The organism is Paenirhizobium selenitireducens ATCC BAA-1503, from assembly GCF_900492185.1.
In the GTDB taxonomy this organism is placed as follows: domain Bacteria; phylum Pseudomonadota; class Alphaproteobacteria; order Rhizobiales; family Rhizobiaceae; genus Allorhizobium; species Allorhizobium selenitireducens_A.
In genome coordinates this window covers 334284-357811 of the sequence record NZ_UEYP01000002.1, presented here as the reverse complement: position 1 = coordinate 357811, position 23528 = coordinate 334284, and the positions used below count along the sequence as shown (strand labels likewise).

The 23528-nt window shown below is 64.2% G+C and carries 23 protein-coding genes; 11 read left to right on the top strand and 12 right to left on the bottom strand.

Annotation, left to right across the window (positions count from 1 at the left end; translation table 11 throughout):
- The first annotated feature begins 274 nt into the window (after positions 1 to 274).
- The 5 genes from RHIZ70P_RS05485 to glp are packed head-to-tail and all read left to right on the top strand — an operon-like array spanning position 275 to position 5737.
- The gene (locus RHIZ70P_RS05485; protein ID WP_115669371.1) at positions 275 to 2164 is read left to right on the top strand and encodes a peptidylprolyl isomerase; all 1890 of its coding nucleotides are present in this window, start codon (positions 275 to 277) and stop codon (positions 2162 to 2164) included.
- A 20-nt stretch (positions 2165 to 2184) separates the two neighbouring features.
- Positions 2185 to 3207, top strand: coding sequence for an anthranilate phosphoribosyltransferase (gene trpD, locus RHIZ70P_RS05480; RefSeq protein WP_115669370.1), 1023 nt, complete (start codon positions 2185 to 2187; stop codon positions 3205 to 3207).
- Positions 3208 to 3216: 9 nt separating this feature from the next.
- Positions 3217 to 4029, top strand: a complete 813-nt coding sequence (gene trpC, locus RHIZ70P_RS05475; RefSeq protein ID WP_115669369.1) for an indole-3-glycerol phosphate synthase TrpC — start codon at positions 3217 to 3219, stop codon at positions 4027 to 4029.
- A complete protein-coding gene (gene moaC / locus RHIZ70P_RS05470) occupies positions 4029 to 4514 on the top strand; it encodes a cyclic pyranopterin monophosphate synthase MoaC (RefSeq protein ID WP_115669368.1) in 486 nt (161 codons plus the stop codon). The genes trpC and moaC overlap by 1 nt, the downstream gene beginning before the upstream one ends.
- A complete protein-coding gene (glp, locus tag RHIZ70P_RS05465) occupies positions 4514 to 5737 on the top strand; it encodes a gephyrin-like molybdotransferase Glp (protein WP_115669367.1) in 1224 nt (407 codons plus the stop codon). Before moaC ends, glp begins: the two co-directional genes overlap by 1 nt.
- A 527-nt stretch (positions 5738 to 6264) precedes the next feature.
- On the opposite strand, the gene RHIZ70P_RS05460 is transcribed toward glp, so the two are convergent.
- The 5 genes from RHIZ70P_RS05460 to RHIZ70P_RS05440 all read right to left on the bottom strand — a co-directional run bounded on the left by RHIZ70P_RS05460 (position 6265) and on the right by RHIZ70P_RS05440 (position 11134).
- On the bottom strand, positions 6265 to 6798 hold the full coding sequence (locus RHIZ70P_RS05460) for a DUF992 domain-containing protein (RefSeq protein ID WP_115669366.1): 534 nt from the start codon (positions 6796 to 6798) through the stop codon (positions 6265 to 6267).
- Between the two features lie 214 nt (positions 6799 to 7012).
- Positions 7013 to 8641 (bottom strand): CTP synthase, encoded by a 1629-nt coding sequence (locus RHIZ70P_RS05455; RefSeq protein ID WP_115669365.1) that lies wholly within the window; start codon positions 8639 to 8641, stop codon positions 7013 to 7015.
- Between the two features lie 143 nt (positions 8642 to 8784).
- The gene (gene secG, locus RHIZ70P_RS05450) at positions 8785 to 9210 is read right to left on the bottom strand and encodes a preprotein translocase subunit SecG (RefSeq protein WP_115669364.1); all 426 of its coding nucleotides are present in this window, start codon (positions 9208 to 9210) and stop codon (positions 8785 to 8787) included.
- Positions 9211 to 9313: 103 nt separating this feature from the next.
- On the bottom strand, positions 9314 to 10087 hold the full coding sequence (gene tpiA / locus RHIZ70P_RS05445; RefSeq protein ID WP_115669363.1) for a triose-phosphate isomerase: 774 nt from the start codon (positions 10085 to 10087) through the stop codon (positions 9314 to 9316).
- 159 nt (positions 10088 to 10246) lie between these two features.
- Positions 10247 to 11134: an alpha/beta hydrolase gene (locus tag RHIZ70P_RS05440; RefSeq protein WP_115669362.1), complete on the bottom strand. Its 888-nt coding sequence runs from the start codon at positions 11132 to 11134 to the stop codon at positions 10247 to 10249.
- A 222-nt stretch (positions 11135 to 11356) separates the two neighbouring features.
- Here RHIZ70P_RS05440 and parE point away from each other — a divergent pair, with 222 nt between their 5' ends.
- From parE to RHIZ70P_RS05420, 4 genes are all read left to right on the top strand, one after another.
- Complete coding sequence (parE, locus tag RHIZ70P_RS05435) at positions 11357 to 13414, top strand: DNA topoisomerase IV subunit B (protein ID WP_115669361.1); 2058 nt, start codon at positions 11357 to 11359, stop codon at positions 13412 to 13414.
- 29 nt (positions 13415 to 13443) lie between these two features.
- Entirely contained in the window at positions 13444 to 13815 is a 372-nt protein-coding gene (locus tag RHIZ70P_RS05430; protein WP_115669360.1) for a hypothetical protein, read from the top strand.
- 67 nt (positions 13816 to 13882) lie between these two features.
- A complete protein-coding gene (locus tag RHIZ70P_RS05425) occupies positions 13883 to 15109 on the top strand; it encodes an AI-2E family transporter (RefSeq protein WP_115669359.1) in 1227 nt (408 codons plus the stop codon).
- A 111-nt stretch (positions 15110 to 15220) separates the two neighbouring features.
- A complete protein-coding gene (locus RHIZ70P_RS05420; RefSeq protein ID WP_115669358.1) occupies positions 15221 to 15652 on the top strand; it encodes a hypothetical protein in 432 nt (143 codons plus the stop codon).
- Between the two features lie 25 nt (positions 15653 to 15677).
- Here the strand turns inward: RHIZ70P_RS05420 and RHIZ70P_RS05415 are convergent, their stop codons facing one another.
- Positions 15678 to 16811, bottom strand: coding sequence for a DUF2336 domain-containing protein (locus RHIZ70P_RS05415; protein WP_115669357.1), 1134 nt, complete (start codon positions 16809 to 16811; stop codon positions 15678 to 15680).
- A gap of 150 nt (positions 16812 to 16961) precedes the next feature.
- On the opposite strand from RHIZ70P_RS05415, the gene RHIZ70P_RS05410 reads away from it, so the two are divergent.
- On the top strand, positions 16962 to 17657 hold the full coding sequence (locus tag RHIZ70P_RS05410; protein ID WP_181903947.1) for a hypothetical protein: 696 nt from the start codon (positions 16962 to 16964) through the stop codon (positions 17655 to 17657).
- Here RHIZ70P_RS05410 and RHIZ70P_RS05405 read toward each other — a convergent pair.
- Entirely contained in the window at positions 17648 to 18271 is a 624-nt protein-coding gene (locus tag RHIZ70P_RS05405) for a flavin reductase family protein (protein ID WP_115669355.1), read from the bottom strand. The genes RHIZ70P_RS05410 and RHIZ70P_RS05405 overlap by 10 nt on opposite strands.
- Positions 18271 to 18855, bottom strand: coding sequence for a nitroreductase family protein (locus tag RHIZ70P_RS05400; protein ID WP_115669354.1), 585 nt, complete (start codon positions 18853 to 18855; stop codon positions 18271 to 18273). The genes RHIZ70P_RS05405 and RHIZ70P_RS05400 overlap by 1 nt, the downstream gene beginning before the upstream one ends.
- 109 nt (positions 18856 to 18964) lie before the next feature.
- Here RHIZ70P_RS05400 and RHIZ70P_RS05395 point away from each other — a divergent pair, with 109 nt between their 5' ends.
- Positions 18965 to 19912, top strand: coding sequence for a hypothetical protein (locus RHIZ70P_RS05395; protein ID WP_419178272.1), 948 nt, complete (start codon positions 18965 to 18967; stop codon positions 19910 to 19912).
- 136 nt (positions 19913 to 20048) lie between these two features.
- Here RHIZ70P_RS05395 and thrS read toward each other — a convergent pair whose 3' ends face one another.
- The 4 genes from thrS to RHIZ70P_RS05375 form a co-directional block, all read right to left on the bottom strand.
- Entirely contained in the window at positions 20049 to 22055 is a 2007-nt protein-coding gene (thrS, locus tag RHIZ70P_RS05390) for a threonine--tRNA ligase (protein WP_115669352.1), read from the bottom strand.
- 122 nt (positions 22056 to 22177) lie between these two features.
- Positions 22178 to 22597 carry a DUF2267 domain-containing protein gene (locus RHIZ70P_RS05385; RefSeq protein WP_115669351.1) on the bottom strand — a complete coding sequence of 140 codons (420 nt, stop codon included), beginning with the start codon at positions 22595 to 22597 and terminating at the stop codon, positions 22178 to 22180.
- Between the two features lie 4 nt (positions 22598 to 22601).
- Positions 22602 to 22985 (bottom strand): membrane protein insertion efficiency factor YidD, encoded by a 384-nt coding sequence (gene yidD / locus RHIZ70P_RS05380; protein WP_115669350.1) that lies wholly within the window; start codon positions 22983 to 22985, stop codon positions 22602 to 22604.
- A gap of 1 nt (position 22986) precedes the next feature.
- Positions 22987 to 23436, bottom strand: coding sequence for an iron-sulfur cluster assembly scaffold protein (locus RHIZ70P_RS05375; RefSeq protein WP_115669349.1), 450 nt, complete (start codon positions 23434 to 23436; stop codon positions 22987 to 22989).
- Between the last annotated feature and the right edge of the window lie 92 nt (positions 23437 to 23528).

Here is a 23528-nt window from a genome sequence, read left to right as displayed (position 1 = left end):
TATCCCGCCTTGTCGACCATCTGAACGTCGTTCGTATTTTGTTGTACCCGATATTGATGCCGATGCTATTGCGACAATATGAAAATCGGAACGCGCCCGGTTCGTGCGCGCCCGCCGCCAGCGGTAAACCGGGCTCGATCGGCCCCTGAGAACCACCGGTGCGTCGGCCGGCGCCTTTTCGCCGAACACGCCTTCATTTCCGCCACGGTTTGTTCTAAGGAACATCAACCGCTTCGCCGTCTGCGAAGAGCTGAAATAAGGTGATTGAGTTCCGATGCTGGAAGTTCTGAGAAAAGGCGCCCGTACTCTGGTCGCGAAAATGCTGATGCTCTTGCTTGTCGCGTCCTTCGGGATCTGGGGCATTTCTGCGTCGCTCTTCAACACGGCAACGGACACCGTCATCAGCGTCGGCGACCAGAAGGTCTCCGCCAGCGAGTTCAGCCTGGCCTACCAGCGCCAGCTTGCCGAACTCGGCCGCCGGTTCGGCCAGCAATTGACCACGGAACAGGCGAAAGCCCTCGGCGTGCCGAGCCAGGTCTATGCCCAACTGGCCGCCGGCGCGGCATTGGACCAGCTGTCGCAGGACATGAATCTGGGCCTGTCCAAGGATCGCCTCGCCCAACTCATTGCCGAAGACCCGGCCTTCAAGAGCGAAACCGGTCAGTTCGACCGCAATCTCTTCACCACCCGACTTCGCAATGCCGGCCTGCGGGAAGACGACTACATTCTCGAACGCTCCAAGGTGGCGATGCGCAGCCAGATCGTCGAGGCGACGTCGGATGGCTTTCTCGCGCCCAAGACCCTCGTCGATGCGCTGAAAGCCTATCGCAACCAGACCCGCGACGTGAGCTATCTGCTGCTGACAAACGCCAATATCGATCCGATCAAGGCGCCCGACGAGGCGACGCTTGCCGCCTGGTTCGAGACGGTCAAGGCCCGCTACCGTGCGCCCGAATACCGAAGCTTTGCCTATGTGAAGCTCGAACCCTCCGACATCGCCGACAAGGCGGCGATTTCCGACGAGGCGATCCGTCAGGACTATGAGGCCCGCAAGAAGACTTACGAAATCGCCGGCACCCGGACGATCGAGCAGTTGAGCTTCGAAACACGCGAAATGGCCGAGGCGGCATTGGCCGAATTGAAGTCCGGCATGAGCTTCGACCAGCTGGTCGCAGATCAGGGCAAGACAGCAAGCGATGTGCTGCTCGGCGAGTTTTCGCGCGACAAGCTTCCCGATCCCGTGCTCGCGGATGCCGCCTTCGCCGTGACGGCCGAAGGCGCGACGACCGATGTCGTCGATGGCGCGCTCGGCCCGGTCATCCTGCGCGTGACCAACATCAAGGAAGGCCGCACCCGCAGCCTTGACGAGGTCAGGGAGGAAATCCGCGAGGCGCTGGCGGAAGCGGCAGCGGTGGCGGATATTGCCACCGTCCATGACCAGTTCGAGGATCTGCGGGCTGGCGGTTCGACGCTCGAAGAAGCGGCAACCCAACTCAACCTGAAGCCGGTCATCGTCAAGGCGTCGGATCGCAACGGCAAGGACGAAAACGAAGCGGACGTGCCAAACCTGCCGGAGCGTGATGCCCTGCTGGCCGAGGTCTTCCAGACTGACGTCGGCGTCGAGGCGTTGCCGGTCAACATCGGCAATGACGGCTTCATCTGGCTCGAGGTGAAGGACATCGTCGCCGAGCGTGACCGCACCATCGAAGAGGTCCGGGAAAAGGCGACGGCCGACTGGACGTCAGAGCAACAGAAGATCGCGCTGGGCGCAAAGGCTGAGGGCCTCAAGGAGCGTGCGGCCAAGGGCGAGACGCTGGACGCGATCGCCGGCGAACTCGGAATCGCAGTCGAGACCAAGGTCGGCATCCGTCGCCAGACGGAAGACGCTGTGCTCGGCCCGGCCGCGGTGACGGCTGCCTTCGGCGGAGCGGTCGGCATGGTCGCAAGCGCACCGGGTGCAGACCCGGCGACCCAGATCCTGCTCAAGGTGACGGACGTGAAGGACCAGCCTTCGACCGATGCGCTCGGCAACGAGGACGCCCAGATCGCGGAAATCGCCAATGCCGCCGGTGACGACATTCTCGACCAGATGGTCAATCGCCTGCAGGACGACTATGGCGTGACGATCAACCAGCAGCTCGCCGAACAGGCCATGGTACGCTAAGCACGGGGGAGCCAAGAAACATGTCCGGTCTGAAGCCCTACATCGCCAAGGTCGCCACGCGTCAGGCCCTCACCCGTGAGGAGGCGAGTGGCGCATTTGAGGTGCTGATGTCGGGCGAAGCCAGCATGGCCCAGATCGGCGGCTTCCTGATGGCGCTCAGGGTGCGCGGTGAGACCGTCGACGAGATCGCCGGCGCGGTTTCCGTCATGCGCTCCAAGATGGTCAAGGTGGAGGCGCCGGCCGGCGCCATCGACATCGTCGGCACCGGCGGTGACGGCACCAATACCTATAATATCTCGACGCTCGCCGCGCTGATCGTCGCTGGCGCCGGCGTGCCGGTCGCCAAGCACGGCAACCGCGCCTTGAGCTCGAAGTCTGGCGCCGCCGACAGCCTGTCTGCCCTCGGCGTCCGCCTCGACATCGATCCGGATACCATCGCGCGCTGCATTCGCGAAGCCGGCATCGGCTTCATGTTCGCGCAGCTCCATCATCCCGCCATGCGCCATGTCGGCCCGGCGAGGGTCGAGCTCGGCACCCGCACCATCTTCAATATCGTCGGTCCGCTGACGAGCCCAGCAAGCGTCACGCGCCAGCTGTTCGGCGTCTACTCGCCGGAATGGTTGCTGCCGGGCGCGGAGGCCTTGCGCGACCTCGGAATGGAGAGCGCCTGGGTCGTCCATGGCAGCGGTCTCGACGAGGTGACCACCACCGGCCCGACGCAGGTCGCGGCACTGAAGGATGGGGACATCACCACCTTCGAGCTGACGCCGGAGGATTTCGGCGTTCCGACCGTACCGCTCGACGCCATCAGGGGCGGCGATGGCGAGGTGAATGCTGCGGCGCTGCGCGAAGTCCTGTCCGGCGCCCGCAATCCCTATCGCGATGTTTCGCTGTGCAACGCCGCCGCCGCCTTGATCGTTGCCGGCAAGGCGGACACCGTTCGCGAAGGCATGGAACTGGCCAGCCATTCCATCGACAGCGGCGCGGCCGCTCGGGCGCTCGAAACACTGATCGCCGTTTCCAACCAGGCACCACGGGACTGAGACAGAGCCATGGCGGACATCCTCAAGCGTATCGAAACCTACAAGCGCGAGGAGATCGCCGCTGCCAAGGCCGCCCGCTCGCTGGCCGATCTGAAAGCACGCACCGCCGAGCAGCCTGCTCCACGCGGCTTCCTGCGGGCGCTGTCGGATCGACGCAAGGCCGGCGAATTCGGCCTGATCGCCGAGATCAAGAAGGCAAGCCCCTCCAAGGGGCTGATTCGTCCGGACTTCGACCCGCCGGCGCTGGCGGCCGCCTATGAGGCGGGCGGTGCCGCCTGCCTGTCCGTGCTGACCGATGGGCCGAGCTTTCAGGGTTCGCTCGATTATCTGGTCCAGGCCCGCGCCGCTTGCGACCTTCCGGCGTTGCGCAAGGATTTCATGTTCGAGCCCTACCAGGTGCACGAGGCGCGCGCCTACGGCGCCGACTGCATCCTGCTGATCATGGCCTCGCTTTCGGACGACGAGGCAAGGCGCCTCGAAGACGAGGCCTTCGGCCTCGGCATGGACGTGCTGATCGAGGTGCATGACGAGGCCGAACTGGAGAGGGCGCTGAAACTCGCTTCGCCGATGGTCGGCATCAACAACCGCAATCTTCGCACCTTCGAGGTCAGCCTCTCCGTCAGCGAGCGATTGGCCCCCATGGTGCCGGCCGACCGTCTGCTGGTCGGCGAGAGCGGCATCTTCACCTTCGACGACTGCAAGCGCCTTGAAGCCTGCGGGATCACCACCTTCCTCGTCGGTGAAAGCCTGATGCGCCAGACCGACGTTGCCGCCGCGACCCGCCTGCTGCTCACCGGCCAGCCCCCTGCACAGGTCGCCTGATGGCAGGCCTTACCCACATCACCGCCTCGGGCGAGGCGCATATGGTGGATGTCGGCGACAAGGCGGAGACGGTCCGCAGCGCCACCGCCGAAGGCCATGTGCGGATGGCACCAGCGACCCTCGAGGTGATCCGCTCGGGCAACGCCAAGAAGGGCGACGTGATCGCCACCGCCCGCATCGCCGGCATCATGGCGGCCAAGCAGACGTCGAGCCTCATTCCGCTCTGCCACCCGCTGATGCTGACAAAGGTCACAGTTGACATCGTGGAAGACGCGGCCCTGCCCGGCCTGCGCGTCACGGCGACCGCCAAGCTCACCGGCAAGACCGGCGTTGAGATGGAGGCGCTGACCGCCGTTTCGGTCGCCTGCCTGACGATCTACGACATGGCCAAGGCGGTCGACAAGGCGATGGAGATCGGCGGCGTGCGGCTGATCGAGAAGACCGGCGGCAAGTCTGGCACGTTCCGCCATCCGGAGGCCCTTTGATGTCGCTGCTTTCCGTCGAAGACGCCCAGCGGCGCCTGCTTAAAGCTACCGCCCCCCTCGCCCGCAGCGAGATATTGCCCCTTGGCGAAGCCGACGGCCGCATCTTGAGCGCCGACATCAAGGCCCGGCTGACCCAGCCGCCGTTCGACGCCTCGGCGATGGACGGCTATGCGCTGCGCGCCGCTGACGCGCCGGCACCAGGCGCGATCCTCAAGGTGATCGGCACATCGGCCGCGGGCCATGGCTTCGGCGGCACGCTCGGACCGGGCGAGACGGTGCGCATCTTCACCGGCGCGCCGGTTCCGGCCGGCGCCGACGCCATCCTCATCCAGGAGGATGCCGAGAAGCTTGAAGGCCAGGCGATCCGCACGACTTTTGCCGTGACGCTCGGCCGGCATATCCGCCCGCGCGGCCAGGATTTCGCCGAGGGCGAGACCGTGCTGAAGGCCGGCGAACAGCTCGACTTCTCCCGCCTGATGCTGGTCGCGGCGATGAATCATGCGACCGTCGAGGTCTTTGCCAGGCCGCGCGTGGCGATCCTTGCCACCGGCGACGAACTGGTATCGCCCGGCGAGCAGCCCGGCCCGCACCAGATCATCGGCTCCAACACCTTCGGCATCGCGGCGCTGGCCCGCCAGGCCGGCGCCGAGGTCATCGATCTCGGCATCGTCGGCGACGACCGCGTAGCGATCACCGCCGCCGTCGACAAGGCCCGCGCCTGCGGCGCCGACATCCTCGTCACCCTCGGCGGCGCCTCGGTCGGCGATCACGATCTCGTCCAGTCGACACTGGTCGCGGCCGGCATGCGTCTCGACTTCTGGAAGATCGCCATGCGCCCCGGCAAGCCGCTGATGGTCGGCGAACTCGGCGGCATGCGCGTGCTCGGTCTGCCCGGCAATCCGGTTTCGTCGATGGTTTGCGGCCTGCTGTTCATGGAACCGCTGCTGGCGAAGCTGACCGGCCGCCCGCCGCTCTCCCGCCTGTCGACGGCGCGGACCGCGACTGTGCTTAGCCCCAACGACAAGCGCCAGGACTATCTGCGCGCCCGGTTGATCCGCGATGCGGACGGAACCCTTATCGCGGAGAGCTACGGCAAGCAGGATTCGTCGATGATGAAAATCTTCGCCCGGTCCGACTGCCTGATCGTACGCCCGCCGCATGCACCGGAACTGCCGGTAGGTGCCGAGACGGCGGTGCTGTTGCTGCGGCCCATGGTGGACTGATCGGAACGCTCCGGTCTCGCAGCAGAAGGGCCGGCGAAGGCCAGCCATCCTGATTTCTGAGCCGTTCCACGGCTTCGCCGCTACAATCGATTCACTGGATCGATTGCTCCGCTTGGCGGATCGCGGCTCTATTCCAGTCTGGAAAAGCCAGCCCTTCGCTTCAGCTCAGGGCGTTCGCCGCTGCAATCGATTCACTGGATCGATTGCTCCGCTTGGCGGATCGCGGCTCTTTTCCCGTCTGGAAAAGCCGGCCCTTCGCTTCAGCTCAGGGCGTTCGCCGCTGCAATCGATTCACTGGATCGATTGCTCCGCTTGGCGGATCGCGGCTCTATTCCAGTCTGGAAAAGCCAGCCCTTCGCTTCAGCTCAGGGCGTTCGCCGCTGCAATCGATTCACTGGATCGATTGCTCTGCTTGGCGGATCGCGGCTCTTTTCCCGTCTGGAAAAGCCGGCCCTTCGCTTCAGCTCAGGGCGTTCGCCGCTGCAATCGATTCACTGGATCGATTGCTCCGCTTGGCGGATCGCGGCTCACCCCTCCGGTGTCAACGTGACGGAAGTGCCGGTGGCGGCAAGGTTGAGACCGAGCTGGCCGGTGACGCTCACCGTCTGCAGGTGGATAGAGCCGGCGGTGCCGCCGACGAGGATATTGGCGCCGATGCCGGCGCCGAGCGTCGCTTCCGCGCTCGCACCCTGATAGAGGCCGCCGAGCGAGCCATGATGATAGCCGGCGGTCGGGGCAAACACCGCCCAGACCAGCTTCGAGCGCGTGGTGAAGCCGACGTCGACGCCCATCTTGCGGATCGTGCCGGAATAGCGGTCGAGCGCTTCACCGCCCATGGCCGAGGAAAAGACGCATTCCGCCTGCTTGGCCGAACCCAGAACGTAACCGACGCCGCCGGCGACATCGCACGTCAGATAACCGATCTTGACGCCGCCCACCCGGTCGGTCTCCTGATAGGTCGGAACGGGGTCGCGCGCCGTGACCGTGTCGGCGGATACGGCCATGCCGGCAGAGGCCAGCACGGGCAGAGCGGCGATCGCCATGGTGATTGTCTTCTTCATCGCTGAATTCCTTTTCGCATTCACTTTGTCCGCCCGGGCCGCTTGGCCGACGCAGGAGCGGAGCTTGGTCAACGCGCGTGGCGAAAGAATGATCCAATGACGGCGGCACAGCGGCGGACCGTTCCTTGTCTCGAATGTAACGGGCGCTCCCATCCCATAACGACGAAACCCGGCGTTTCCGCCGGGCTCGCATAGTAGAAGAACGCTCTTGGCCTCAGACCAGCCGGCTCTGCTCCACGGCAGCTTCGATGAAGCTGGCGAACAGGGGATGCGGCTCGAGCGGACGTGACTTCAGTTCCGGATGGTATTGGACGCCGATGAACCAAGGATGGTCCGGATATTCGACGGTTTCCGGCAGCAATCCGTCCGGGGACATGCCGGAGAAGACCAGGCCGCAGGCTTCGAGGCGGTCCTTATAGTCGACATTGACCTCATAGCGGTGGCGGTGGCGCTCGGAGATTTCCGTCGAGCCGTAGATCTCGGCGATCTTGGTGCCCTTCTTCAACGCCGCCTTGTAGGCGCCGAGACGCATCGTGCCGCCGAGGTCGCCGGAAGCGGCGCGCTTTTCCAGCTGATTGCCCTTCATCCACTCGGTCATCAGGCCGACGACCGGTTCCTCGGTCTTGCCGAATTCGGTCGACGAGGCCTTTTCGATGCCGGCGAGATGGCGGGCCGCCTCGACGACAGCCATCTGCATTCCGAAGCAGATGCCGAAATAAGGCACCTTGTGTTCGCGGGCGAACTGGGCGGCGTGGATCTTGCCTTCCGAGCCGCGCTCGCCGAAACCGCCGGGAACCAGGATGCCGTTGACCTTTTCGAGATAGGGCGCCGGGTCTTCCTTTTCGAAGACTTCCGACTCGATCCATTCGAGCTTGACCTTCACCCGATTGGCGATGCCGCCGTGATAGAGCGCCTCGATCAGCGACTTGTAGGCGTCCTTGAGGCCCGTGTACTTGCCGACGATGGCAATGGTCACCTCGCCTTCCGGCGTGCGGATGCGGTTGCAGACCTCTTCCCACTGGTCGAGACGGGGCTTTGGCGCCGGCTCGATGCCGAAGGCGGCGAGGACTTCCGAATCGAGGCCTTCCTTGTGATAGGCCATAGGAACGTCGTAGATATTGGCGACGTCGAGCGCCTGGATGACGGCGGACGCCCGCACATTGCAGAACAGCGACAGCTTGCGGCGTTCGGCTTCCGGGATCTCACGGTCGGCGCGCACCAGCAGGATGTCGGGATGGATGCCGAGCGCCTGCAGTTCCTTGACCGAGTGCTGCGTCGGCTTCGTCTTCAGCTCGCCGGCCGCCGGGATATAGGGCATCAGGGTCAGGTGGACGTAAACGGCGGTGCCGCGTGGCAGGTCGTTGCCGAGCTGGCGGATCGCCTCCATGAACGGCATGGCCTCGATGTCGCCCACCGTCCCGCCGATCTCGCAGATGACGAAATCATAGTCTTCGTTGCCTTCGACCACGAAATCCTTGATCTCATTGGTGACGTGCGGGATGACCTGGACGGTTGCGCCGAGATAGTCGCCGCGGCGTTCCTTGTCGATGATGTTCTTGTAGATCCGACCGGTGGTGATGTTGTCGGTTTTGGTGGCCGAACGCCCCGTGAAGCGTTCGTAGTGACCGAGGTCGAGGTCCGTCTCGGCGCCATCGTCGGTAACAAACACTTCCCCATGCTGGGTCGGGCTCATCGTGCCGGGATCGACGTTGAGATAGGGGTCCAGTTTGCGCAGTCGAACGCGGTAACCCCGCGCCTGCAGCAAAGCTCCGAGTGCCGCGGCCGCAATTCCTTTGCCAAGAGAGGAAACCACGCCGCCAGTGATGAATACATATCGCGCCATGGGCTTCACCGGATACCGTTTCAGATTCGATTCCGCCAGCCCAAAATCGGCCTTTGCCCACTTTTTTGTTAAGCGGGGCGGAATATGCACAAAAGAAAACCGGCGGACCCGAGAGCCCGCCGGAGCGATGAGAAGTCAGGCGATCAGTTGCCGGTGGGAACGGCGTTCGGATCGGCCTTGGGTGCGGCCGGTGCCGGTGCGGCTGCACCGTTGCCAGCAGGCGCGGCTGCACCGTTGGCGGCAGGCGCCGGCGTGGTCGCCGGAGCGGCACCCGGAAGCTGGTCGAGCACGTTGCCGCCCGGAGCGGCCGTGCCGGCCGGGATGCGGTCGAGAATGTCGGTAGGCTTCGATTCGTAGCGGGCGAGAAGGCCAAGGCCCAGCGACGTGATGAAGAACAGCGTCGCGAGGATCGCCGTGGTGCGGGTCAGCGCATTGGCTGTGCCGCGCGCCGACATGAAGCCGGAGCCGCCGCCGACGCCAAGGCCGCCGCCTTCGGAACGCTGGATCAGAACAACGCCGACAAGCGCCAGCACGATCATGAGATGAACGACAATCAATACGGTCTGCATGAATTTTCCACCTGCCCGAAAGGGGCATAATCAATCGGTTGGCCGCTCTTTACATGAGAGGCCACGGCAATGAAAGCCCTTACGGGCAGCAACCACCGCCTTTTCAGGCGGTAAGTTCCTCATAGACACGGTATATGGCGAGGAAATCGGAGGCTTTCAAGCTGGCCCCGCCGATCAGCGCGCCGTCGACATTGGCGACGCCCATCAGTTCCTTGGCGTTGGAGGGCTTGACCGAACCGCCATAGAGGATGCGCATCTTCTGGCCCTCCGCTCCGAAGCGCTTGACCAGTTCGGCGCGCATGAAGGCATGCGCCTCCTCGACATCGGTGGTGGTCGGGGTCAAGCCGGTGCCGATCGCCCATACCGGCTCATAGGCGATCACGGTGTTTTCGGCGGTGGCGACGTCGGGCAACGAAGCGGAGAGCTGGCGCTTGAGGATGTCCAGCGTCTGGCCGGCCTTGCGCTCGTCGGCCGTCTCTCCGATGCAGACGATCGCGGTCAGTTCGCTGGCGTAGGCGGCCTCGGCCTTCGCCCGCACCAGATGGTCGGTCTCGGCATGGTCGGTGCGGCGCTCGGAATGGCCGACGATCACATAGGTACCGAAGCAGTCGGCGATCATCTCGGCCGAGATGTCGCCGGTATGGGCGCCCGAGGCATTCTGGTGGCAATCCTGGGCGCCGATGGCGAGCGGGCTGTCGTCGCAGAGCGCGGTCGCCACATACAGCAGCGTTGCCGGCGGGCAGATCAGCGTCTCGACCTTTTCCGACAGCGGACCTTTCACGCCCTCGGCCATGGCCTTGATCTGGTCAAGCGAGGCCCGCGTGCCGTTCATCTTCCAGTTGCCCGCGACAAGCGGACGGACATTCGGTGTCGTCATGGTCAAAACCCACCCCAGCTACGTTGGGCCGGACCTAGCAAATCGGGGGGAAGATGAAAAGCGCGACGGCTGCGATTCGCCTGCTAATCGGGCGATATGGTGAAAATCCGGCGCGATTTTAAGGCATGAATTAGCAATGCCCGCGTGCAGGCCGCCAGTTCACCGCGCAGCCAGCAGCCAGTTGAGGATCGCGCGCCAGTCGCTCATGCGGACCGGCGTACCGTGCGAGCCGGTCTCGAACAGGGTGAAGCGCGTCGGATAGCCGGCCTTGTGCAGCCGGTCGTAAAGCCCGATCTGGTCGGCCGAGGCATAGACGCTGTCGCGGCTGCCATGGGTGAAGAAGACCGGGAGCTTCGCCTTGTGGCCCGCGCTGCCGATGAAGGACGGGTCGGTTGCGCCGCCGAGAATGGCAAGGCCGGCGAGATGGGCGACCGTTGCAGGATCGCGCGCGGCGCCCCAGCAAATGAAACTGCCCATCGAGGCGCAGGCGAGCACCACCGGCCGGGCGGGAGAGCGGGCGGCGGCATGGGCGATCAGGCCGGAAATCGCGGTGACGCCGGCGGCGTCGAAGGACGGCACGGACGGCGCGTAGTAGACGCCGCCATTTTTGAGCGCGAGGTTCTTCAGCCGGTTGAAATTGCCGCCGAAGGAAAAATCGTTGATGCCGAGCCGCCGGTCGCCGCCGCGGCCGTGGATGAAGATCACGGTGAAGGCGGCGCCGTCCGCCGGACCGACGCGGGCAACGTCCAGCTTGCCGGATGGCAGTTGCAGCGTCTCGTTCACCTGCTGGCGCCTGACGCCGAGATCGACATAATTCGATTTGACCCGCCGCTCGGGGATCTGGTCACGCCCGTTGATGTCGCGAAGTTCCTGATAGTCCACCACCTCAAAATCGCCGCCGTCGCGACTTTCCAGCACGTTCGGCTGGGAAAACAGCGCATCCTTGAACGGCTGAAGCGTTTCCGATTGCACCGGATTGCCCGCAAACAGCCCCGCAAGAAAGAGCAAAACGACCCAACGGCGGAAATGAACTGTGGACATCTGCATGGAAGCTGGCACTCCTTTTTGCCTCAGGCCTTGCCTTCGCCCACGGGGACCCGCAAAGCTTGGAGGAATATCACGCGGCAGCCTGCCGGCAACGTCGCGCCTGCCCCGCCTTTCTGGCATGATCCCGCTGATTCGCAAGAGCGACGCAGGCGAAAGGCAGCTTGCGACGCCCGGCTCCCTGCCGACGACGCTGACGCAACGGACAGATTATTGAACGACGCCATGGACGACAACGATCTTTTCGCCGCCCTGCCGCTTGCCCCCAAGCCGGTGGACGCCCCCTCGCCTGCGGCCAGGGCCGAAACGCCGCGTCCGGCTGCCACCGCACCCAAGGCCGGCGCCACATCGAGCGAGAGTGATTACGGCGCCTCGTCGATCCGCGTACTCGAAGGACTGGAGCCGGTGCGCATGCGTCCCGGCATGTATATCGGCGGCACGGATGAGAAGGCGCTGCATCACCTGTTTGCCGAAGTCATCGACAACTCGATGGACGAGGCGGTGGCCGGCCATGCCGATTTCATCGACGTGCATCTCGATGCCGAAGGTTTCCTCACCGTCACCGACAACGGCCGCGGCATTCCGGTCGAACTGCATCCGCAGGTGCCCGGCAAGTCGACGCTCGAAGTGATCATGACCAAGCTGCATGCCGGCGGCAAGTTCGACGGCAAGGCCTACGAGACCTCCGGCGGCCTGCACGGCGTCGGCGTGTCGGTCGTCAATGCGCTGTCCGACCTTCTCGAAGTGGAAGTGGCGCGCAATCGCAAGCTCTACCGCCAGCGCTTTTCGCGCGGCGTGCCGCTCGGCGGGCTGGAAGAATTGGGCGACGTGCACAACCGCCGCGGCACGCGGGTTCGATTCCATCCCGACCCGCAGATCTTCGGCGACCACGCGAAATTCGATCCGGGCCGGATCTTCCGCATGGCCCGCTCCAAGGCCTATCTGTTCGGCGGCGTCGAGATCCGCTGGTCCTGCGATCCGGGCATGGTGCCGGAAGGCGGCGACATTCCGGAAAAGGCGGTCTTCCACTTCCCCGGCGGCCTGAAAGACTATCTGGCGGCGACGCTCGGTAAGGAATTCACCGTTACCCGCGAGATCTTTGCCGGCAAGACCGAAAAGTCCGGCGGCCACGGCGCGATGGAATGGGCGATCACCTGGTATGGCGGCGACCCGATGGTGCATTCCTATTGCAACACGATCCCGACGGCCGAAGGCGGCACGCACGAGGCCGGCCTGCGAATCGCGCTGACCAAGGGCCTGAAGAACTATGCGGAGCTAACCCAGAACAAGCGCGCCAAGGAGATCACCACGGACGACGTGATGATTTCCGCCGTCGGCATGCTGTCGGTCTTCATCCGCGAGCCGGAATTCGTCGGCCAGACCAAGGACAAGCTGGCGACCGTCGAGGCCCAGCGCCTGGTCGAAAATGCACTGCGCGACCCCTTCGACCACTATCTCGCCGACAATCCGAACGAGGCGGCGAAGCTCCTCGACTGGGTGATCGAGCGCGCCGAGGAGCGGCTTCGCCGGCGCAAGGAAAAGGAAGTCAACCGCAAGACGGCGGTGCGCAAGCTACGCCTGCCCGGCAAGCTCGCCGACTGCTCGCAGAACACGGCGGAAGGCGCGGAATTGTTCATCGTCGAAGGCGATTCGGCCGGCGGCTCGGCCAAGCAGGCGCGTAACCGCGCCAATCAGGCGATCCTGCCGCTCAGGGGCAAGATCCTCAACGTCGCCAGCGCGGGCCGCGACAAGATGACCGCCAGCCAGCAGATTGCCGATCTCATCCAGGCGCTCGGCTGCGGCACGCGGACGAAGTACCGCGAGGAAGACCTGCGCTACGAGCGCATCATCGTCATGACCGATGCCGACGTCGACGGCGCGCACATCGCTTCGCTGCTGATCACTTTCTTCTACCAGGAAATGCCCGAGCTGATCCGCGGCAACCATCTCTATCTCGCGGTGCCGCCGCTCTATGTCATCCGTCAGGGCGCCAAGAGCGTCTATGCCCGCGACGACGCGCACCGCGCCGAACTGATGGAGACGGTGTTCAAGGGCAAGAAGGTCGAGGTCGGGCGGTTCAAGGGCCTGGGCGAAATGATGCCGGCGCAGCTCAAGGAAACCACCATGGACCCGGCAAAGCGCACCCTGCTGCGCGTCGATATCGACGACGTGGACTTCGAGGGCACCCGTGATGCCGTGGACGCACTGATGGGTACGAAGCCCGAGGCCCGCTTCCGCTTCATCCAGGAGCGTGCGGCCTTCGCCGACAATCTCGATATCTGACGGACGAAGGCCCGGGTGGGAAAGTTGAGATGAAACTCCGGCCCGCCACCGCGATCCTCCTTTCGGGACTGGTCCTCGCCCCATCCAGCGCAAGCGCCGGAAGCCAGGAGGAGGTTGCAGCGCCCGATGCCTGGACGATCGAGAAATGCGATCGCTACCACCGGGCTTTCACCGATCTGCTGAAGGTCTTTGAGGGGCGCGACATCACCGACGGCTTCATCCGCGGCAATCGCGATTTCATCGCTGCCGGCTGTTCGAACGGCGCCGACATATGCCCGACATCGCCAGGCGATATGGAATTCGCCAACGCGCTCACGCTGATGGCGATGAACGGCGGTGCGGCCAGTTCCTTCCTGCCGTTCATATGCCGGACTTCACCGGCGCCGCCGGCTTTGCCTTAAGCGTCCTTGCGTGCCCGCGGAGAATGCCCCATATGCTGGGCGACACAGAAAATGGACCGGTAGAGACGTGAGCAAGGCCGAAGAACCCAAGCCGCAACCCGGCCCCCGCTGGCTGGGCCCGACCACCCCGAGCAGATCAGCCCTCATCACGCCGATTTCAGCCGCCCGCTGGCTGCTGGTGCTGATCGTGATTGCCGCGATCTACTTCTTCCATGGTTTCGCCGTGCCCGTCCTCGCCGCACTGGTCATCGCCTTTGCCAGTTGGCCCCTCTACCGCCGGCTTCTTGAAGTGGTCGGGGGCAATACGACTGTCGGGGCAACGCTGGCGCTGCTCGCCATTCTTGCCTTCCTGATCGTCCCGATCGGAATCGCGATCGCCTATACGGTCGAGGAACTGCGTCAGTGGATCGGCTGGACGCTCGAGGTCAACCGGATCGGTTCACCCCCGCCGGAGTGGATCACCCGGCTTCCCGGCGTCGGCGAGTGGCTCTCGGAGAAGTGGCGGGAACATATCGGCTCTCCCGGAGCGATCGGTGAGCTCATCCAGATCGTCAGCGGCGCCAATATCGGCAATATCTATCGGGCCCTGGTCGCCGCCGGCGATGGCGTCTTCCATCTGGCTCTGACCCTGCTCTTCATGCTGATCGCCCTGTTCTTCGTCTATCGTGACGGCTCCAACTTCTCGCGCCAGCTGGACCTTCTGGGCGAACGCATCCTTCCGACGCGATGGGAACGCATCTCCCGCGTCGTCCCGGCCACCATCAGCTCGACGGTGACCGGCATGACCCTGATCGCCATCGGAGAGGGCATCGTGCTCGGCATCGCCTACTGGTTGGCCGGCGTCCCCTCGCCCGTCACGCTTGGCGTGCTCACCGGCGTCATGGCGTTGATACCGGGCGGTGCGCCTCTATCCTTCACGCTGGTGTCAATCTATCTCGTCGCCAGCGGCGCCTATATCCAGGGTATCGCCCTTTTCGTCTGGGGCACCGTGGAACTCTTCATCGTCGACAAGACAATCCGTCCACGGCTCGTCGGCGGACCGATCAAGCTGCCCTTTCTGCCCACCTTCTTCGGTCTGGTCGGCGGAGTAAAGACCATGGGCTTTCTCGGTTTGTTCATCGGCCCGGTGCTGATGGCGCTGATTGTCTCGATCTGGCGGGAGTGGATCCGAGAAGTGGCGCTGGCGGATCCGGCAAGAACCGGCGCGGCAGGCCTTGCGAGCGAAGATCTAACGGGCCCCTATGCCGGCGATCCCGTCCCCGCGGAAACACCCTCCGTCCACGCGCGGAGTTAAAGCTGCCGCAAGTCACAGGCCGGATCACCCGGTCTTGGTTTGGCTGCAATCCTCTGTTTGAACTCGCTTTATCGACCCCGCCTCCGCGCACCATCAACACCGGACCAGCCCATGCAGACCGCCCTCATCGTCATGACCATCCTCGGCTGCGACGACAGCGTGACCCAGTGCCACTACGTCGCCACCGCGCAGGAACACTTCGTCTCGGTCGCGCTCTGCGACGCCGCCTCGGAGAAGATATTGGCGGGCTATTCGGGTGTCAGCTATCCGATGCTCGTTGCGGTCTGCCAGCCGCCCGACACGCAGGCGGAGGTCGCCGCGCCCCCAGCAGGCGCGGCAAAGCCGGCAATCGCCGACCCGACCCCGCTTCCAGGACCGGCAGCAAGCCTGCCGGAAAGTGAACGCCAGTCGCTGGCCGCACGCGCCGTCGGTAAGATCCGCAAGGTTCTACCCGATACGCAGGACATCCGCATGGTGTTCGAAACCCCGCTGCATGTCGTTGCAGACGGTTATTCCTGGGTCGCCAAGAAGATCTCGCCGTGAACCGGAACGAGAACCGACATCGATGTCAGGCGACAAGAGCCAGGCTCGTCGCGTAGTCGCGGGCGCGCCGTCGTTCTTCGGCGACGGCCAGCTTGGCCACCATCTCGATCAGTTCACAAGCGGACGGGGAATGCGGGACGGAACCTTGAAGCCGCTCGGCCAGCAGCGGGGCGATATTGTCGGTTTCGTCGCTGGCGCTGTGGACCGCATTGCGCCAAAGCAGGATGGCCTCGACGAAGACGGCGCTGACCTCGCGCGCGAGACCAGCCGATTCGATGAGGGCGCGCACTGCATGGTGGCGTGCCGTCGCCAGGATGGAGCGCACCCGCCGCTCCTCAACACCCGAGAGAAGGGTAATGGCCGCGGCAAAGAAATCCGTCCGGCCCAGGCACAGGGCCTGCATCAGTAAGGCGGGCGTCAGTCGGCGCTCGGCGCGCAGATGCTCGACCAGCACCGGCAATTCATCGGCCGTGACATTGCCCAGGATGGCGATCGTCGCAGCATGTCCTGCCTCCCGCGTCACCCGCTCGATCCGGCGCACGCCGATCGCCGCCCGGACGAAGGCGGAACCGGAAAGAGCCTCGGCGACGCATTGCACCAGCAATTGGCGCACCGCAGCCGGCAGGTCGGCACGCTCGAGCAGCAGCGACCGTACGCCGTCGTTTGCGCCATGTCGCTCGGCGATGCGCTTCAAGGTCAGCCGCGCAATTTGTGCCGTCGGGTTTTCCAGCAGGACGACAACTTCCTCGGCGTCGCCAATTTCAGCAAGTGCTGCCGCGACGCCGCGGGACAAGCCCGCCCTCGCAGCGATCAGTGCGCGTGTCGCGGCGCTGCCACGTCCGGCCAGATCGACCAGATCCGCATCGGTCAGGACCGGCGAGTTCAGGATAGGCAGAGCGGCGATTTCCGGCTGGTCCTCGGCAAGCGACACCACCAGGCCGCGCGGTGCCTCGGACGAACCTGCCAGAACCTCGGCGAGCGCTAACCGGACGCGCGGAGACGGATCATCGAGCAGATAGATCAGCGCCACATGCGCGGCGCGGCGCTCCTGAGGAGCCATGGCCGAGCGCAGAAAGGCCCTAGCCAGTGCATTGGCCGCGCGCGCCCTGTCCCCTGCCTTTGCCGTTTCCACCCACCGAAGAAAAGCCGCCACGATCACTGAAAAACCCAATCCCCGAAGAGAAAAACGCCTGGCCGATCAGCCATGCTTCACGCTAGCGGGAAAGTGTTTAAGATTTGGTTCACCATGTCCGTTAACCGCGAGGTCCCTTTGCCCATCCCTTCAAGCCTCAGCATCGGCGGCAAGCCTTTGTCTTCTCTCCTGGTGGTGCGGGCGACGGATGATGCCGGCCAATTGGCGCCTTCAGCCGATGCGCTGGTCACTATCCCCGGAGGTTCGATTGCGGACTGGCAGGCGGCGGCACTCTTCATGACCCACCGCAGGGACGTCGACGGCGAAACGCCTCTGCTCGCCCTCGTCGATTCGTCACTCGACAACGACGCGCTCGACGAGCGACTGGAAATCCTGATCCCGGCTCGCCCCGACGGCATCGTCCTTTCGGGCGTCGCCGATGGAACGGAGCTGCAGAGGCTCGATGTCGCGCTCGCGGTCGCCGAAGCGATGGCAGGGCGCGAACCCGGCGAGACCCCGCTGATCGCCATGATCGGCGACAATGCCTCGGGCCTGCTTTCGTTCGCAAGTTTTGCCGGCCGGACGCCGCGCCTGAGGGCCGTCGGCCGCGCTGCCACGGCCCTTGCTGCAGAGCTGCAGGTTCCGGGCTCGCCGGATCAGCAGGGCGACGAGTCGGCGCCCGTTGCGCTCAGCCGAGGGCTAACCCTGCTCGGCGCGGCCAAGGCTCGAGTGGCGGCGCTCGATTGGCTTGACCCTTCCCTTGCGGGCGAAGACCTGGAACGCGCCTGCGCCGCGGCCCGCCGCGACGGGTTTACCGCACTGATCACCGAGACCTCGGACCATCTGCCGGCGATCGCCGCCGCCTATGGCTGATCGCCGCCAATGGGCGGCTTCGGCCTTAGGAGTTCGAAGACCGGCTGCACCTCGGCATAATCCATGTAGCCCAGTCGGGTGACCGGCCGGGCGAGCGCCACGTCGAACCGGCCGTCGCGGATGACCCTTTCGTCTAGATGGATGGCGACCACCTGGCCGAACACGGCATGGCTGTCGCTATCGGTGCCGTCGATCGTCTTCAGCGTATGGATTTCGGTCACCCGGCATTCGAGCACGGCATAGGCCTCGCCGACAAAAGGCGCCTCGACCAGACGCCCCATGACTGGCGTCAGGCCAGCAAGGGCGAATTCGTCCGTGCCGTAAGGCACGGCAATAGACGAAGCGTTCATCGCGGCAACCAGATCGGCGCTGACATAATTGACCGAGAAAACACCGGTCTCGGTCGCATTGCGCAGCGTGTCCTTTCGCCCGCTCGACGAGAACATGACGATCTTCGGCCGGTCGCTCACCGCGTTGAAGAAGGAATAGGGCGAAAGGTTCAACGATCCGTCCCGCCCCTTCGTGCCGATCCAGCCGATCTGCCGCGGCGCGACGATCGCCTTGAAGGGATCGTGCGCCAGACCGTGCGCGTTGCTTACGGTATCGTAGAACATCAGCCTTCGCCGCCCACCCAGGTGACGACGTCGGACAGCGCCGGGCGCGGCCGCTCGGTGACCGGGAAGGTCGTCGAGCCGATATGGATGAAGCCGGCGACCTTCTCGCCGGGCTTGATGCCGAGCAGCGGATAAGCCTTCTCGTCATAGGCGAACCATTCGGTCAGCCAGTTCGCCACATAGCCATGGGCATTGGCGGCCATCAGCAGGTTGAGGCAGACCGCGCCCGCCGACATCAGCTGTTCCCATTCGGGAATCTTCACATGCGGACCGGCGGTGCTGATGACGCCGATCACCACAGGCGCCCGGGTGAAGCGGGCGCGCTCGACGCCGATCATCTCTTCGGACAGTTCGGGATTCTTCTCAAGCGCCATGGCCAGAAGCGCCTCGCCGATACGGGCGCGATCGGCGCCGCGATAAACGACGAATCGCCATGGCGCGATTTTTCCGTGGTCGGGAACGCGCACGGCCAGCGTCAGGATCTGTTCGAGTTCGGCGGTCGAAGGACCCGGTTCGCACATCTGGAAGGCCGGGACCGAGCGGCGTGTTGCGAGATAATCGATCAGCTTGATATCATTTTTCATATTCAGACACTTTCACGGCTTTTCTGGCACCTGCGACGTCTTGAAATTGCCACCGCATTGGGATTGAACTTGCTTCCATTGGAGAGGAAGTCAACCTGCCGTGTCACCCATGAGTTGCCTAATGCATGCTGCCCGCTCCGTCTCCGTCGTGGCGACGGTATTCCTTGCCCTGACGCCGGCCCATGGCGAAGACGCTTTCAAGGCCTTCAAGCAGTTGGACGGCTCGGTCAAGATGCCGAAGCTCAACGCCTTCTCGGCCAATATGGGCGGGACCATCCCGCCATCGACCTCGCGCAATGTCAGCCTCGAGGCACGATTGACCAATGACGGCGAGGCCATGCAACAGGGTCTGTCGTGGCGGGTGTTCAGCCCGATCCCAGGCCCCGACGGCAAGCTGCCGCTGCTGGCCAGCGCCGAGGGCGGCTCCGCCGACTTCCAGCTCGCACCCGGCGACTATTTCGTCAATGTCTCGTTTGGACGCGCCGGTGCGACCAAGAAGCTGACCGTCCCACGCGATGGCGAGATGGAAAAGCAAGTCATGGTCCTCGATGCCGGCGGCATCATCCTCAACGCCGTCTCGGGGCCCGATACGCGGATACCGGCCAAGGAACTCAAGTTCGACGTCTATTCTTCCGAGGCTCTGGCCGACGGTGAACGCGGTCTGGTCTTGGCCGACGTGCCGCCGAACGCGATCGTCCGTCTCAACGCCGGCACCTATCACATCGTTTCGGAATATGGTTCGGTCAATGCGGTGGTCCGGGCCGACATCAAGGTCGAGGCAGGCAAGCTGACCGAGGCGGTGATGCAGCACCATGCTTCGCAGATCAATCTCAAGCTGGTGTCGGAACCCGGCGGCGAGGCGATTGCCGACACCGCCTGGTCGGTGCTGGCGGGTTCGGGCGACATCGTCGCCGAAAGCGTCAGCGCCTTCCCGGTCATGGTGCTGGCGGAAGGCGAATATACCGCCGTTGCGCGCAACAAGGACAAGATCTACCAGAAGGATTTTGCAGTGGACGCCGGCCGCAACGAGGACGTCGAAATCCTGCTGACCCAGTAATCGGCGAGGCCGGTGCCCAACGAATCTCACCGGATAGAGTGCCCGCCCTCATGGAAAGGGCCGCCCGAAAGATCCGGGCGGCCCTTTTCTCGTCTTCTGGTTCGGTCGCGCGGCGACCGCACCCTCTGGCGGGTTCTCAGCCTCTGGCAGCCTTGGCCGCCAGCTTGCCCTTCAAGTCCGGAGGCGTTGCCTCGAAGCTGAGCGATGCAATCGCCTCGTCCAGCGTCATCGGCACCTGGTCCTGCGAACCGAGACGGCGGATGTTGACGGTGCGCTCCTCCGCCTCGCGCTTGCCGCAGACGATGATGACCGGAACCTTGGTCACCGAGTGCTCGCGGACCTTGTAGTTGATCTTCTCGTTGCGGAAGTCGGTCTCGACCGAGAGACCCGCCTCGCGCAAGGCCTCGGCGACTTCCTTGCCGTACTCGTCGGCTTCCGAGGTAATCGTCGCTACCACCGCCTGAACCGGTGCGAACCACAGCGGCATATGCCCGGCATAGTTCTCGATCAGGATACCGAGAAAACGCTCCATCGAGCCACAGACTGCACGGTGGATCATCACCGGCTGAGTCTTTTCCGAGTTCTGGTCGATGTAGAAGGCACCGAAACGTTCCGGCAGGTTGAAGTCGACCTGGGTCGTGCCGCACTGCCATTCACGGCCGATGGCGTCCTTCAGGGTATATTCGAACTTCGGACCGTAGAAGGCGCCCTCGCCCGGCAGAATGCCGGTCTTGATGCGTCCGCCGGACTGCGCCTCGATCTGCTTCAACACCTCCATCATGACGCTTTCCGCGCGATCCCAGAGCGCATCGGAGCCGACGCGCTTGTCCGGGCGGGTGGAGAGCTTCACGACGATCTCGCTAAAGCCGAAATCCTCATAGACCGAGAGGATGAGGTCGTTGATGCGCAGGCATTCGGCGGCCAGTTGCTCGTCGGTGCAGAACACATGCGCATCGTCCTGGGTAAATCCGCGCACACGCATCAGGCCGTGCAGGGCACCGGACGGCTCATAGCGATGGACATTGCCAAATTCCGCAAGGCGAACAGGTAGTTCTCGGTAAGACTTCAAGCCGTGCTTAAAGATCTGTACGTGGCCGGGGCAGTTCATTGGCTTCAGCGCGAAGACCCGCTCGTCATCGGTTTCTTCACCGGCGACCGTCACCTTGAACATGTTGTCGCGGTACCAGCCCCAGTGGCCCGAAGTCTCCCACAGCGACTTGTCCAGAACCTGCGGTGCATTGACCTCCTGATAGGTCCCGGCGAGACGGCGGCGCATATAGGCGACCAGCGACTGGAACATGCTCCAGCCCTTGCCGTGCCAGAACACGACGCCGGGTCCCTCTTCCTGGAAGTGGAACAGGTCCATTTCGCGGCCGAGCTTGCGGTGGTCGCGCTTTTCGGCTTCCGCGAGGATGTGGAGGTAGTTGTCAAGCTGTTCCTGCTCGGCCCATGCCGTGCCGTAGATGCGGGTCAGCATCGGCTTGGTCGAATCGCCGCGCCAATAGGCACCGGCCACCTTCATAAGCTTGAAGGCCGTGCCGATCTGGCCGGTCGAGGCCATGTGCGGCCCACGGCAAAGGTCGAACCAGTCGCCCTGGAAATAGATCTTCAGGTCCTGGTCGGCCGGGATCGCATCGACCAGCTCGACCTTGTAGGCCTCGCCCTTGTCGGCGAAGACGTCACGGGCCTTGTCGCGCGACCAGATTTCCTTGGTGAACGGCTTGTTGCGCTGGATGATCTCCTTCATCCGCTTCTCGATCCTCGGCAGATCTTCGGGCGTGAAGGGCCAGTCCTCGCGGGTGTCCGGGTGGACGCGCTTGAAATCGTAATAGAAGCCGTTTTCGATCACCGGACCGATGGTCACCTGGGTACCGGGCCACAATTCCTGGACCGCCTCGGCCATGACGTGGGCCGTGTCGTGGCGGATCAGTTCCAGCGCACGGGGATCCTGGCGGGTCACGATCTCGATCGCACCGGTCTCGACCGGGTCGGACAGGTCGCGCAGCGTTCCGTCGAGCGTGATCGCGAGCGCCTTCTTGCCCAGCGACTTGGAAATCGCCTCGGCGACCTCGCGACCGGTCGTGCCCGCAGGATAAGCGCGGACGGAGCCATCGGGGAAAGTAAGGGAAACGGATTCTGACATGGTTTGCTCCTTATCCAGTCCCGCCAACGAATGCGGGTGGTAAAAAAAGGCCGGCTTCGCCGACCATCAACGGGCCGGTTGATAATGCCAAACCGGGCGTGAGTAAAGATTATGTTGGGCGATCACGGCGTCCAGAAGGCCCGTGCCGCCGGCGGCAATTGGCCAAGCAAGCGCTCGAACGCCGCGGCATCGACATGGCGCCGAAGGGCGGATGCCACATCGGCGATGGCGGTTTCGGTGGAGAAATTGTGGTCCGGGCGCAGTTCCCGTGCCTCCCTGTTCAACTCCGCAGCCGATGCAAACGCCCTCGGGGGCTCCTCCACGTTCCAGTCGCTGACGAAGATCGCCCGGAGCACGGGCGGCAGGACATCGGCGAAGCGAAGCGCCTGCTGCACGGTCAGGCGTCTGCGGAAGACCTGCAGCACGCCCTGAAGCATCGTATAGGCCTGGTGCGTGGTCGCGAGCATCGAGGTGTCGCGCAAGTCTTCCATGAACCTGTCGAAATCCCGCGACGCCTGCCTGTATTCCATCGGCATGGGCATGAGATCAGCGCTCCTTCTCGCCCTGTTTGCGCCCCACGCGCCAAAAGGACCAGGGCGCCCACCAGCGCACATTGCCAGGCAGCGTCTCCGGCACCGGATCGACACCCCAGGTGCCGCCCGGGCCGCAACGTCCGACTCGAAACAGAGTGAGCCAGCCACCCGACCACAGCCCATGACGGGCGATCGCCTCGTAGCCGTATTCGGAACAGGTCGGCATGTGACGGCACGAACTTCCGACGATGCTGGACAGGGTCAATTGGTAGAGGCGGATCAGGCCCATGCCAAGCAGCCGGTCGGGCGTCTTTCGAAACGGTCCCGACCAATTGCGGGAACGGCCAGGACCGCCCGGTTCCTGGCCGGAATGCCCGCAATCGGGAGAATTGCACATCTCAGCCGGCCACGGCGACGGCCGCGTCCTTCGCATCGATCTGGTCGAGACAGTCGACCACCGCCTCGAAGGTCAGCATGGTGGAGGCGTGGCGGGCCTTGTAGTCCTTGACGGGTTTGAGAAAGCGCATGTCCTCGAAACGGCCGGAAGGCCCCTCGCCGCCCTCCTTCAGCATGGCCAGCATGTCCTGCCGCGCCTGACGGATCTCGGCGGGCGTCGCGCCGACGACATGGCGCGCCATGATCGATGACGATGCCTGCCCGAGCGCGCAGGCCTTCACCTCGTGGGAAAAATCGCTGACCACGCCATCAGCCATCTTCACATAGACCTTGACCCGCGATCCGCACAGTTTCGAGTGCTTCTCCGCACTGGCATCGGCGTCGGCGAGCTTGCCGCCCCGCTCGATGTTGCCGGCAAATTCGAGGATCCTGGAATTGTAGATGTCGTCCATGGTCGGCCTGGCACTTTCCTGAAACGTCTATACGTCGTTGCGTGCGCGGTGGATTGTCGTCACATGCGCGACACTCTGTTGCGCCCGTGTTC